The following is a 13,008-nucleotide window of genomic DNA, read 5'->3' as shown; positions in this document are numbered from 1 at the left end:
GTTGTCCGTGTCGCCTTCACCACTCGGTCGTTAATCCTGCGCCTGGTCTTCTTCTAGCATGCTCAAAATCCGGTACGCCAAGGCCACGCGCGCTTCGTTCGGGTAGTAGCGGTTGGCAAGGATGACGATGCCTTGCTTGCGCGCCGGCACGAAGGCCAGGTAGGCACCGAACCCGTTAGTCGAGCCGGTTTTGTTGATCCAAACGTCAGACTGCGGCGGCGATGGCGGAACGATCGCCTTCACTGGGTGGGTGTCCAGAACCATCTGGCTGCTGTTTCCCGCCTGCAGCTGCTGCAGTGATGGGGGGTAGGGGTATTGCTCCCAGACCAGGTCCTGAGTCATCGAGCCCGTCTGGTAATAGCCGATGCGGGTCGCGGTTATCGCTTGCGCGACGGCGCCCTCCATGTCGACGAGGCCGAGGTGGGCTTCGACGAATCGCAGCAGGTCCGATGTACCGGATTTCACGCCATAGGCTTCGTCGGCAAGCATTGCCGGGTTGAGCCTCACCGCTTTGCCAGCCTTGTCGTAGCCTTGGGCGTAATGGGTCGCCTCTTGCGCAGGCACCTTGAGGTAGGTGCGGGTCATGCCGAGTCTGGGCAGCAGCTCATGCTCGAGCGCTGCGGCATACGTCAGGTCCAGGCTGCGCGCGGCGACCCGGCCGAGCAGGCCAATGCTTGGATTGGCGTAGGTCCGCTGTGTGCCGGGTGCATACCGCGGTGTCCATTCATTGAAGTAGGCGATCAACTGTGATTCGTCTTGCACCGTTTCGGGCAGCTGCAGCGGGAAGCCGCCTGCCGTGTGGGTGGCCAAGTTGATCAACGAAACCTGATCCAGTGCGCTGTCGGCCAGTTCGGGTACGTATCGACCCGGGCTGTCTGCCAGCGACAGTTTGCCGGTGGCCTGGGCGTAGGTGGCGAGGGTCGCGGTCAGCGTCTTGCTGATAGAGCCGAGTTCGAACAGCGTTTCGCGGTCGACCGCCTCGCCTGTCTGCTCCGAGGCGACGCCTAGTTCGTAGAACCGCTGTTTGCCGGCGATTGTCAGGGCAACGGCCATACCCGGGATGCCGTGTGCCTGCATGACTTCCTCGATGGCACCTCGAACGCGCGCATCCTGTTCGGCAAGCGACGCCGCATCGGCGAGGCCGGCCCACGCAACAATCGCGGCGGTCAACAGGCGCGTCAGGTGATGAGAGGAGCGATGGCGCATAGCAGACCTCGATGGCTGGGACGAATGCAAACGTAGCACTCTTTCCGGACGTATTACGGAATGCGCGCCCGGCAGATCAACTGCTGGCGCGGCTGGATATTCGGCGCTATGTCTTTATGCCATCATTGCCGACTTTTACGGAGGTGATCATGGGGACGGCTGCATTGCTGGTGGGCTTGATAGTGGCGTTGTTCTTCAGCGTGTATTTCATGCGCAAGGCCCTGCGAGCACTGCCGGTGGAGCGCGAACGGCCTGGTATCGCACCGGACGCGAAGCTGTCCAGCAGCGTCGAGAAAATCAGCCCGGTCTGATTCGCGCCGGGCCGTGATACCGCTGGCGCGCGGCACGGAAACCGGCGTTCGAGGTCTTAGCTGTTCGATATCCGTTGAGAACAATCAATGATCGAATGGCTTGAAGAAAACCAGCAAATCCTCTCCCTGGCGATCAGCGCCTGCACCTTGCTGGTCTGGTTGTTCTACGCCCAGCTGCTGCTGCTCAACTTCAAGCGGCAGCGCAAACCCAGCCTGATCATCAACCGGGGCGCCGGCAAGGGGCTCGGGTCCTTGTGCCTGATTTCCAACATGAGTGCGGAGCCCGTGTTCATCAACCAGTTGATGGTGCTGATCGACACGTCCAAGGGCACCCTCGAAGTCGACATCACCGATATCCGCCACGGGATCGAGGATGACGCGACGCCAGATCTGGCGATCCATCAGATTACCCACCAGGGCCCGTTGCGTACGGGCGATTTCGTTCATATCGGCACCTTCCAGGGCATGGTGCGGCAGGTGTGCGAGACGCACGGGATCGCCCTGAAAGGGCTCTGCCCGGTTGGTGACTGGCACTTTCATGCCTTGGAAATTCGCGCGGCGGCTTTCTACGGCTCCGAACGACACCCGCTGGGCATCACGAGGCGATTCCGTCTGGGCGATCTCAGCGACCCGGAATGCGCCCTGATCCCGGAAAGCCCCCTGACTCGCCAGCTCATCTCGCGCCGGGACAGGCGCAAGGTGCGTGACTGGATCAATGCCAATCTCTGACGCGGTTCAGTCCGCCGATCGCGCACTGGCGGCATCGCGCTTCTCGGTTTCCTCCGTGTCGCTGGCAGCGGCCCGGCGTCATCGCCCTGAGGAGGGTTCTGCTAGCCTGTTTCGGTGTGCGCGCCAGGCATCTGGCGTCCTGAGTGACACCACCCGATAGCCGGAGGAAGCCATGCGTGTCGCCGTCTTCAGCACCAAGCCCTACGACCGGACGTTTCTCGACCGCGCCAACGAGCGCCACGGTCACGAGTTGCTCTACCTCGATGCGCGCCTGACCACCGAGACCGCGCCGCTGGCCGCCGGCTTCGAGACGGTCTGCGCCTTCGTCAACGACCGGCTCGATGCGGGTGTCCTGGCGCTGCTGCAAGGCGGCGGTACGCGGATGATCGCCCTGCGCTCGGCGGGTTTCAACAATGTCGACCTGCCCGAGGCGGAGCGCCTTGGCATGACGGTGGCGCGCGTGCCGGCCTATTCGCCGCACGCAGTGGCCGAACATGCGGTAGCGCTGGTCCTCAGCCTCAACCGCATGACCTACCGCGCTTACAACCGTGTTCGCGAGGGGAATTTTTCCCTGGATGGTCTGCTCGGCTTCGATCTGTACGGCAAGACGGTCGGAGTGGTCGGCACTGGCAAGATAGGGCTGATCTTCGCGGACATCATGCATGGCTTCGGCTGCCGAGTGCTGGCTGCCGATCCCTGTCCGAGCCACGATGCCAAGGCGTTCGTCGAGTACGTGACGTTTGACCGCCTGCTCGCCGACTCGGATATCATCTCGCTGCATTGTCCCCTCACGCCGCAGACAAACCACCTGATCGACGCCCGCGCCATTGCCCAGATGAAGGACGGCGTCATGCTGATCAACACCGGGCGCGGTCGGGTGATCGACACCAGGGCCGTAATCGACGGCCTCAAGAGCGGCAAGATTGGCCGCCTCGGGCTGGATGTCTACGAGGAGGAGGAGCAACTGTTCTTTCAGGACCTGTCCCAGCATGTCATCGCCGACGACCTGTTCATGCGCCTGACGACCTTCCCCAACGTGCTGATCACCGGCCATCAGGCGTTCTTCACCACAGAGGCCTTGACCAACATTGCCGAAACGACGCTCGACAACATCACCGCATTCGAGCGCGGTACGGGGACGCTGCATCGGGTCACGCCACCCACCTTGGCCTGAACGCAGCGTCACGCCTCGTTTCCTGGGCCGGCGGAACTTAGCGCTGACTTGGAAGTCTCGTAGGACTGGCCGACCGCAGGCTCAAGGGCGGCCTCAAGCGCTGTGCAGCGGACATATCCCTGACGTCTTCGGGTGGTATGACAGCTCGAGTATCGATGAAGCTGTAGAGGGACGTAGAACGTGGAGATCAACCGCGTAAGCGCAAGGGACATCGCCAAGGAACACTACGAGCTGGTCGTGATCGGCTCCGGGTTCGGCTCCAGTTTTTTTCTTGACGAGGCGCTGAAGCACATCAGCGGCCGCGCCCTGATTATCGAATGGGGCGACTTCCACCCCTGGGATTGGCAAATCCAGAACCAGGCCAGCTCTCTGGTTCTGCCCGAGTCGACCTATGACAACCGCGGTGAGAAACCGTGGAACACCACCATCGCGCTTGGCGGGGGCATGAACTGTTGGTACTCGCAGACCCCGCGCCTGCACCCCAGCGACTTCGCCACCCGGACGCGCTACGGCGTCGCCAACGACTGGCCGATCAGCTACGACGAGCTCGAGCCGTTCTACTGTCAGGCCGAGCAGATCATGTCGATCGCCGGTGACCCCGACATGGCGCAGGTACTGCCACGCAGCCAGCCGTTTCCGCAGCCTCCGCACAAGGGTTCTTCCATAGACATGCTGATGAAGGAGGCGATGCCGGACCGTCACTTCATCATGCCGACCGGACGCGCTCGCGTGGCGACCGGCACGCGTGGGGTGTGTTGCGCCAATGCCAGCTGCAACCTGTGCCCGATGAACGCCAAGTTCACTGCGCAGAACGGTCTGCCGCACCTGTTCAGCGATCCCAAGGTCGACGTCTTGCTTAAGTCCGAGGTGAGGGCGCTCGAGTACGAAGGCAACGCCATCAAGGCGGCCACGATCCGTGGCGCCGATGGCGAGTTCAAGGTTTTCGGGGACCTGTTCGTGCTGGGCGCCAACGCCATCCAGAGCCCGGCAATCCTCCTGCGTTCGGATATCGACTACGGCGATACCGGTCGGGGCCTGCACGAGCAGGTCGGAGCCAACGTTGAGGTCTATCTTGACGGCCTCGGCAACTTCGACGGCAGCACCATCACCACCGGCCTCAACTATGCGCTGTACGACGGGGATTTCCGCAAGGAGCACTCGGCCTGCCTGGTGTACTTCGAAAACCGCTGGCCCTACGGGCTGCGCCCCGAGGTCGGTCGCTGGAACCAGCTGTTGCCGCTGATGCTCGTCAGCGAGGACCTGCCCAACCCGGACAATCGCGTCACCATCGACCCCAAGACGGGCGACGCGGTGATCGACTACCGCGGCGAGTCGGATTATGGACTCAAGGGCGTGCAGTATGGCCTCGACAACCTGGAAAAACTGCTCTCGCCGCTGCCGGTGGAGTCCATCCATTTCCGCGAGTGGCGCCTGACCGAATCGCATGTGCAGGGCACTCTGCGTATGGGCGAGGCGGGCGATGGCTCGGTCGTCGACGGGGGAATGCTTCACCACCGCATGCGCAACCTTGTGGTGGTTGGCACAGCGACCTATCCGACCTGCTCACCGGCCAATCCCAGCCTCACCGCAGCGGCCCTGTCGCTGCGCGCCGCCAACCTGCTGTTCAGCTGAGGACGCCTCGATGAAACGTCGCACTTTCCTGGTTTCGTCGGCCGCTTCGCTCGGCCTGGTCGCGGTCGGCGCGGGCGCCTGGGTCTATGAGGATCGGCAAGTCTTCATCCCGCACCTTTTGCATTGCCTGGTAGGTGACTTCGAGATGGACGAGCGCGACCAGCGTCAGTTCGTCGATGCCATGGCAGCGCACTACGGCTCGGAAAAGCTCGCGGCGCTGATGGGGCTGTACAAGATTCGCCAGGAAACCGGGCTGGGCAGCGCCTACACCAATGTACGCGTCGACAAGTTCGAGCGTCGGTTGCTGACCGACTTCATGGTCTCGACCGATTTCCTGCGCAAGCAGGGGCAGGCCAGCCCCAAGGTCGCCTTTCTCGGCTACCGGCTGCCCTGCAGTAATCCCTACGCCCGCTTCGAGCTGCCGGTATAGCCGGCGGCTCGGAGCGCCTGCGTTGTCGGCAGCCGGTCAATCGAACAGCTGCCCCAGGCTGCTCGGTGCCAGGCCCGTCCAGCGCTTGAAGGAGCGGCGGAAGTTCGTGGTGTCGTTGAAACGAAGGTAATTGGCCACTTCCTCGTTGCCGTAGCCCTTCATCCGATAAAGGTAGAGGGCCACGTGCTTGCGCACCTGATCGAGCTGCTCCTGAAAGCCGGTGCCATGCTTGTGCAGCTTGCGCTTGAAAGTCGCCGGGCTCATATCGAAGGCCTGTGCCACCCGTTCCAGGCTCAAGGGGTCCCGGATATGGGTTTCCAGGTGCTCGTACAGCTGGTCGATGAAGCTGCGTGACCAGCCAAGCGCCTCGAGTTGTGCCTGGCTGGCCTGCAATGCGACCTGGCCAGCCGTGGCCGATGCGGTTGGCCAGGGCTGGTGCAGGTAGTCGATGGGCAGGCTCATCATCGTCATCTGGCTTTCGAACGCCAGTTCTTCCCCCAGATGCACCCAGTACTGCTCCACGTGGCGCGGCTGTGCATACGCCAGGTGAAAGCGCCACGGCAGCCGGTTGCCCGACAGCCGGCGGGTCAAGGCGACCACGGCGGTCAGGTTGGCCTCGATGAGAAAGCGCAGTTGCTCGCCAGCTCCGCAGCTGTCAGTCCAATAGAGATGGACCTGTTTTTGATCGTGCAGCACGCGTGGCGTCAGCAAGGGGCACAGCAGCGCGCGGAACTGCTGCAGCACGTCCAGCGCCTGATGCAGCGAAGCTGCATGGTTCAGCGCATGACTGACATCACCGTAGTGCCCAGGCAACAGACGCTGGCCGAACAGAAAACTGCTGTCATCAGCTGCCAACAGCCGCCGTGCGTTGGCGATCAGCATCAGTGACTGGGCCGGGCTGACACGTGCCCGGCCTGCGCTGACATCCTCATAGAACAGGCCTGTGCCGCGCAGCAGCTGGTGGCTGTCGATGCCGCGCGACATCGCCAGATCGATCAACACCGCGGGCTGATGGTGAGCGGCGATGAAGCGCGTGTCGCACTCGTAACCGAGGGCCATGCGATGTCCCTCAGGCGCAGCGCGGCAGTTGTTGCTTGGCTTTCGCCAGGCCGAGGTTGAGCCGTTTCAGTAGCTGCTCGGGATCGTCATCGATGGCCATCACCGCTACGGTCGATGCCTGCAAGTGCAGGCGCTCGCCATGCTGCTCGGTTCGGTGGGCGAGGCTGTCCACGGCTCGCTGCAGCTCGCAGGCGATCGAACGGGCCTGGGCCTCTCCCGTGTTCGGCAAGACGGCGACGAAACGATCACCCGCCAGGCGGCACAGCAGGTCCTGCTGGCGCAGGTTGAGCAGCAGCAGGTGCGCGACGGCTTGCAACACCGCATCGCCCTCGGCCTGGCCGAAGCGCTGGTTGATCGCGCTGAAGTCGTCCAGATCAACCGCGACCAGTGACAGCGGTTGTGCCTGCTCGCGTGCCTGTACCAGCGCCAGTTGAAGTTGTTGGCGCAGGTACTCTGCGGCACCCAGCGGGGTCAGCTTGTCGAACAGGCGATGCTCGCGAAATCCCTTTTCCCGCTTGCTCATCTGCTGGCTGATGGCGCGTTGCTCCTGGTTCAGGTGGTAGATGCCCAGGGTGATCAGCATCAGGCCGATGGGCATTGGCGCGGTTTCCAGCCAGTTGTCCCATGCCGCCAGCTCGGGCAGGTGGATGAATTCGTCCAGCGTGTCCATCCACCAGGAGAAAAACACGCACGCCAATCCCAGTGCGAGCAGTCGCGTCACGCGGCCGGCTGGCCGGCTGTGCAGAAGCATGATCAGCCAGACGAGCGCCAGCGCCGCCGAGCCGCCTTCGCCGGCGACGTCCATCCAGTTGATCTCCGCCCAGGTCTTGATCTGGCCGGTGGCCAGGTAGACCTGCAAGCCTAGATTGGCGACGAAGGCGAGGCCGAGCAGAGTGAAGGTGTGGAGTCTCAGGAATTTCATCGGGTCTCCGTGGCGAGGTGCGCGCCAGTACGTGAGGGGCACGGAAACAGATGGATGTGACGGTTGGATGAATGGGGTGGGGGTTGAATTGGCTCACCGCTTTTTTCGGGGGGGCTGACTGAGGAGCTGGATCGTTTTGGTTGTAAGGTCTGTTTGCGAGGTGGCTGAAGCAGTGGTTTCGCCCTGCTGGGCGAGTCACTTTTTCTTGCGTGGCCAAGAAAAAGTAACCAAAAAGCAGGCCACCCCTGCATCCGGACTGGGCGTCCCCGGTTTGCTTCGCAAAACTTCCCTCCCTCCGGTGCTGCTCCGGGGGCCGGCGCGGAGGGACATTCATGTCCCATCGCGCCTCGCTCGGCATCCATGCCTCGCGTCCCCCTGCGCAGCACCTACGCTCGGCCTCCTGAAGGGAAATCGAGTCCGAGTCGTCTGAAGGGCCGTAAACAGCGAGACAAGCTCGATTCGCTTGTTTGCTGGCGAACAAACTACCAGACACCGCCGAACGCCCCTTCAGGAGGCCGAGTGGAATCCGCGTGGAGGGGAGCGAGCGGCATGGATGCCGCGAGAAGACTAGGCGTCCCCGCGATAAAGGGCCATGGATGGGCCCTTGTACGCCGGAGCGCGGATGGGATGAAAGAAGTCGAGCGCAGCGAACCGGGGACGCCTAGTCCGGATGCAGGGGCAAGCGTTTTTGCTTACATTTTTCCCGGCCGGGTAGGTGCGTCTGGAAAAAGTGAGTCGCCCAGCAGGGCGGAACCAGCGCCGAGGATCGCGCGAAAACGAGCAGCGGCAAGAACCGCTACCTCACACCTGCCTCACCCCCGCGTTCGGCCCAGCGTGACGGAATGAAACCTGCTACTGGTGGGCTAAGCCCAGCCTACGGAGGCTGTTCGTTGCACTTCGAGCCACGCACGGGTCAAACCAGCTCAATTTCCACCCAAAACTCCCCCGATAAGCCCCCGCTGGCGCCCCAGCACCACCCGCTGTCACAGAACCGCCATATCCGCCGCCTACCGTCCGCCCCAGTTCCGGGATGGACCCGGTAAATAGCGTTCGGGGGATTGTTCATGAGCACATACCGCAGCGGCATTCGTCATGCAGGCTTCCATATCAGCCTGCTCGCCCTGGCCGTCAGCGCCGGATCGGCCTGGGCCGAGGAGCCGCTCGTCATGGAACACGTCGAAGTGATCGGTCAGGCCGTCAGCATCGACGAAGCATTGAGGGAGCAGCGCAACTCCGACAGCGTGAAAAGCGTGGTCCATGCCGATGGCATCGGTCAGCTGCCGGACGACAACGCCGCCGAAGCCCTGCAGCGTATCCCCGGTCTGTCCGTCGAGCGCGACCAGGGCGAAGGCCGTTTCGTCAGCGTGCGCGGCATCGCGCCGGACCTGAACAGCGTCACCATCAACGGCACCCTGGTGCCTTCGCCGGAGAGCGGCCGCCGCGCGGTGGCGCTGGATGTGCTGCCCTCGGAACTCGTGCAGTCACTCTCGGTGGTCAAGACGCTGACCCCGGACATGGACGCCAACTCTCTCGGCGGCACCATCGAGGTGGAGAGCCTGTCCGCCTTCGATCACGACGGCCTGTTCTACAGCCTCAGCACCGAAGGCAGCCATGACGAGAACGTCGGCAAGACCAGCCCGAAATTCTCCGGGGCCTTCAGCAATCGCTTCAGCCTGGGCGATGGCGTCGACAACTTCGGCGTCGCCGCTGCGCTGAGCTGGCAGGAGCGCGACTTCGGCTCCGACAACGTGGAAACCGGTGGCGCCTGGGATTTCGAAGACGGCGCGCGGCTGGAGGAATTCGAGCAGCGTGACTATGAGATCACCCGCGAGCGCGCGGGCCTCGGCCTGAACTTCGACTACCGGCCCGACGATTTCAGCAGCTACTACCTGCGCACGCTCTACAGCCGCTTCAAGGACACCGAGACCCGCAACGCCGCTGGCGTCGAGTTCGCCGATGCGCAGCTGGCCGGCGAGCTGGGCGACGCCGAAGGCTGGCGCGAGCTCAAGTCCCGCGAGGAAACCCAGACCATCCAGTCCTACGTGTTCGGTGGCGAACGCATGATGGGCCTGTGGACCCTCAGCGGTCAGGTCGGCTACAGCCAGGCGCGCGAGCGCAACCCGGGCGGCATTTCTGGCGCGACCTTCGAAGGCGACTTTACCGAGGTCGGTTTCTACAGCACGGGCAAGCCGCGGTTGGTCGTCGACCCGTCCTTCTACGACCCGGCCAGCTTCGAACTGGACGAGGTGGAGTGGGAAGAAAGCGACGCACGCGACAAGGAAAAGAACATCCGCCTGGATCTTGCCCGCGACTACGACATCCAGGGCTATGCCGCGCAGTTCAAGTTCGGCGGCAAGCTCAGCCGGCGCGACAAGACCAACGACGTCGATATCTGGGCCTATGACGATTTCGACGACCTGACCCTGGCCGACTTTCAGGCCGGCAACGTCGACTACGCCCTGGGCCGCTTTGGCTCGGGCATCAGCGCCGGCGCGCTGGAAGGGCTGATCGGCGGGCTGGATCCGAGCGCGTTCTACGATGAGGAGGAGTCGCGCATCGGCGATTTCGACATGAGCGAGGACATCAATGCCGCTTACTTCATGAACACTCTGGACCTGGACAAGTGGCGTTTCATCGCCGGCCTGCGTTACGAAGGCACCGAGTTCAGCGCCAAGGGCACCGGCCTGCGCGACGGTGAGTTCGAAGCCGTATCCAGCGACAACCGTTACGATCACTGGCTGCCGGGTTTGCATGCGCGTTATGAGCTGACGCCCGATACCTTCGTTCGCGCGGCCTGGACCAACACCGTGGTGCGCCCGACTTTCGAGCAGCTGGCGCCCGGCTTCGTCATCGATGGCGAGGACGCCGAGTTCGGCAACCCGGACCTCAAGCCGCTGGAATCGATGAACTATGACCTTGGCATCGAGCATTACATGGGCCGCGCAGGCGCCGTGGCGGCCTACCTGTTCTACAAGGACATCGACAACTTCATCTACAACACCGACCTCGCCGGTACGGGTGACTGGGCGGCCTTCGACGAGGCGCTGAGCTTCGAGAACGGCAGCAGTGCCAAGCTCTACGGTATCGAACTGTCCTACTCGCAGAAGCTCGACTGGCTGCCGGCACCCTGGAACGGCGTGTTGCTGGGCGCCAACGCCACCTTCAGCAAGTCCGACGCCGAGATCGAAGGGCAGGGCATGCGTCGCAGCATCGACCTGCCGAACCACTCCGATACGGTCGGCAACCTGATGGTCGGCTGGGAAAACGACGTCTTCAACATGCGCCTGGCGGCCAACTACAAGTCCGAGTACCTGGCGGAGGTGTCCGGTATCGACGACGAAGCCCATGACCTCTACGCCGACGAGCAGCTCTTCCTCGACTTCAAGGCGGGCTACTTCATCACGCCGAGCCTGCAACTGACCTTCGAGGCGCTGAACCTCACCGACGAGTCCTATTTCGTCTACACCGGGCGCAGTCGCTACAACGCCCAGTACGAGGAATACGGCCCGACCTACAAGCTCGGTCTGACCCTGACTCACTTCTGACTCTTTTGCCGCGGCGCCCCGCCATCGTGGTGCCGGCCTGCGGCTGCCGAATGGGAAAACCATGAATCTGACTTCGTTCAAACCGCTGTGGCTGACCGTCTGCGTTGCACTGGCGGCCTGCCAGTCCACTACTGGCCAGCCGCCTACCAAGCAGCCGGTGAGCTTTCGCCCGGCGAGCGGCGCACCGCTGGATGCCGACAGTGCTCAATTGATTGGCAACGATGCATTCTGGCCAGGCGCTTCACAGCTCCTTGTTCGCCCGGATTCGCGCGGCTTACAGCTGCTGGATGACAAGGACGCGGTGCTCAGCGCCGTCGAGGGCCGCTTCGAGGGGCTGGACCATCGTGCCGGCAAGGAGGGGTTGCTGGTCGCCACGCTGGACCGCAAACGCCAGCAGGCCGTGCTGCTCGGGCTCGACCGACAGCATCGCTGGAGCCAGCCGCTGTACCTGCCCAAGACCGATTTCGCCATCGAGGGCCTGTGTCTGTACCGCGACACCGCGCGCAACGGGTTCGTCTTTCTCGTCGGCGAGGAGGGTCTCGGCGAACAGTGGCTGGTCGCCGCGGACCAGCAGCTGCTGCAGACCCCACGGCGCGTGCGCGGCCTGAGCCTGCCGCCGGAAAGTCAGTTCTGCCAGGTGGACGATGCGACTGGCGAGCTGTTGGTCAACGAGGAAGCGGTGGGCTTCTGGCGCTACGCGGCCGATGCCGAGGCGCCCTTGCGGCGCCAGCCGGTGGACATCGTCCAGCCATTTGGTGGGCTCGCCGAGGCGGCTGCCGGCATGGCGCAGGTCCCGGGTGGCCTGCTGGCGCTCGATCCCGAGGCGGGCGCCCTGCACCTGTACCGGCGCGATGCCACTCACTGGCGCCACCATGCAGTGGTGCCGCTGGAAGGCTTTGACGAGCCGGAGCAGGTGAGCGCACGCGTCGCCCCGTCCGGCGTCGATCTGCTGCTGACCGACGAGCGTGGCGCCCACCGCGCGCACCTGGACTGGCAACCGGAGCCGCCGGCTGCGATGACGGCGATCCCGGTCATTCCGGCCCTGGTGCAGACTGATCCGGTGCCGCACCTCGGTGATGCGGCGGACGATCCGGCAATCTGGGTCAATCGCGCCGATCCAGCAGCCAGTCGTGTGCTGGGCACCGACAAGAAGGGCGGCCTGGCCGTCTACGACCTGGCCGGCAAGCAGTTGCAGTACCTGCCGGTCGGACGGCTGAACAACGTCGATCTGCGCGAGGGTTTCAGGCTCGGTGGCCGACTGGTCGACCTCGCCGTCGCCAGCAATCGCGATCACAACAGCCTGCACCTGTTCGCCATCGATCCAGGCAATGGCCGATTGCGCGACATCGGCCAGATCGAAACGCCGCTCAGCGCGATCTACGGCCTCTGTCTGTTCAAAGGTGGCCAGGGCGACATCCACGCCATCGCCAATGACAAGGACGGCACCTTCCTGCAATACCGCCTCACCGGTTCCAGCGGCACGCCGCAGGGTGAGCTCGTACGCCGGTTCAAGGTTGCCAGCCAGCCCGAGGGCTGCGTGGCCGACGACCGCCACGAGCGGCTGTTCGTTGGTGAGGAAGACGAGGCGGTCTGGACGCTGGACGCCCGTGCCGATCAGCCGGCGATGCTGGAAAAGGTCATCGGACGGGGCGAGCCGCTGCATGCAGACATCGAGGGCCTGGCCCTATACCAGGGTGCGTCGACAAGTTACCTGGTCGTCTCCAGCCAGGGTAACGACAGCTACCTGGTGCTCGATGCCAAGGCGCCCTACGCCGTGCGCGGTGCGTTCCGGGTCGGCCTCAATGCCGAGCGCGGTATCGACGGGGCGTCGGAGACCGATGGTCTGGAGGTCACTTCGGCCAACCTCGGCGGCCGCTGGAACCGCGGCCTGCTGGTGGTGCAGGACGGTCGCAAGCGCATGCCCGAAGGCGCGCAGAACTACAAGTACGTGCCCTGGGCTGCCATTGCGCAGGTGCTGGGGCTGGACTGAGCCCGGCGGC

10 protein-coding genes are annotated in these 13,008 nt (G+C 63.8%); 7 read left to right on the top strand and 3 right to left on the bottom strand.

All coding sequences use genetic code 11. The features are described from left to right. Positions 1-30: 30 nt before the first annotated feature. Positions 31-1,206: a class C beta-lactamase gene (ampC, locus tag MST27_RS04475; RefSeq protein ID WP_243604806.1), complete on the bottom strand. Its 1,176-nt coding sequence runs from the start codon at positions 1,204-1,206 to the stop codon at positions 31-33. 11 nt (positions 1,207-1,217) lie between these two features. Between ampC and MST27_RS04470 the strand changes: the two genes are divergently transcribed. From MST27_RS04470 to MST27_RS04450, 5 genes are all read left to right on the top strand, one after another. Further along, positions 1,218-1,517, top strand: coding sequence for a hypothetical protein (locus tag MST27_RS04470; protein ID WP_243604805.1), 300 nt, complete (start codon positions 1,218-1,220; stop codon positions 1,515-1,517). Positions 1,518-1,604: 87 nt separating this feature from the next. After that, on the top strand, positions 1,605-2,246 hold the full coding sequence (locus MST27_RS04465; RefSeq protein WP_243604804.1) for a hypothetical protein: 642 nt from the start codon (positions 1,605-1,607) through the stop codon (positions 2,244-2,246). Between the two features lie 172 nt (positions 2,247-2,418). Next, positions 2,419-3,420: a 2-hydroxyacid dehydrogenase gene (locus MST27_RS04460; RefSeq protein ID WP_243604803.1), complete on the top strand. Its 1,002-nt coding sequence runs from the start codon at positions 2,419-2,421 to the stop codon at positions 3,418-3,420. Between the two features lie 180 nt (positions 3,421-3,600). Continuing rightward, a complete protein-coding gene (locus MST27_RS04455) occupies positions 3,601-5,052 on the top strand; it encodes a GMC oxidoreductase (protein WP_243604802.1) in 1,452 nt (483 codons plus the stop codon). A 10-nt stretch (positions 5,053-5,062) separates the two neighbouring features. After that, positions 5,063-5,482: a hypothetical protein gene (locus tag MST27_RS04450; protein ID WP_243604801.1), complete on the top strand. Its 420-nt coding sequence runs from the start codon at positions 5,063-5,065 to the stop codon at positions 5,480-5,482. A 36-nt stretch (positions 5,483-5,518) separates the two neighbouring features. On the opposite strand, the gene MST27_RS04445 is transcribed toward MST27_RS04450, so the two are convergent. After that, positions 5,519-6,541 carry an AraC family transcriptional regulator gene (locus MST27_RS04445; RefSeq protein WP_243604800.1) on the bottom strand — a complete coding sequence of 341 codons (1,023 nt, stop codon included), beginning with the start codon at positions 6,539-6,541 and terminating at the stop codon, positions 5,519-5,521. A gap of 10 nt (positions 6,542-6,551) precedes the next feature. After that, positions 6,552-7,463: a GGDEF domain-containing protein gene (locus tag MST27_RS04440; protein ID WP_243604799.1), complete on the bottom strand. Its 912-nt coding sequence runs from the start codon at positions 7,461-7,463 to the stop codon at positions 6,552-6,554. A 1,064-nt stretch (positions 7,464-8,527) separates the two neighbouring features. On the opposite strand from MST27_RS04440, the gene MST27_RS04435 reads away from it, so the two are divergent. Together MST27_RS04435 and MST27_RS04430 are read left to right on the top strand one after the other, a co-directional pair. After that, positions 8,528-11,008 (top strand): TonB-dependent receptor, encoded by a 2,481-nt coding sequence (locus MST27_RS04435; protein WP_243604798.1) that lies wholly within the window; start codon positions 8,528-8,530, stop codon positions 11,006-11,008. 61 nt (positions 11,009-11,069) lie between these two features. After that, entirely contained in the window at positions 11,070-12,998 is a 1,929-nt protein-coding gene (locus MST27_RS04430; RefSeq protein WP_243604797.1) for a phytase, read from the top strand. The last annotated feature ends 10 nt before the right edge of the window (positions 12,999-13,008 follow it).

This window comes from Stutzerimonas marianensis (genome assembly GCF_022810315.1).
In the GTDB taxonomy this organism is placed as follows: domain Bacteria; phylum Pseudomonadota; class Gammaproteobacteria; order Pseudomonadales; family Pseudomonadaceae; genus Stutzerimonas; species Stutzerimonas marianensis.
The sequence above is the reverse complement of the archived record's forward strand: the minus strand, read 5'-3'. Positions and strand labels throughout refer to the sequence as shown.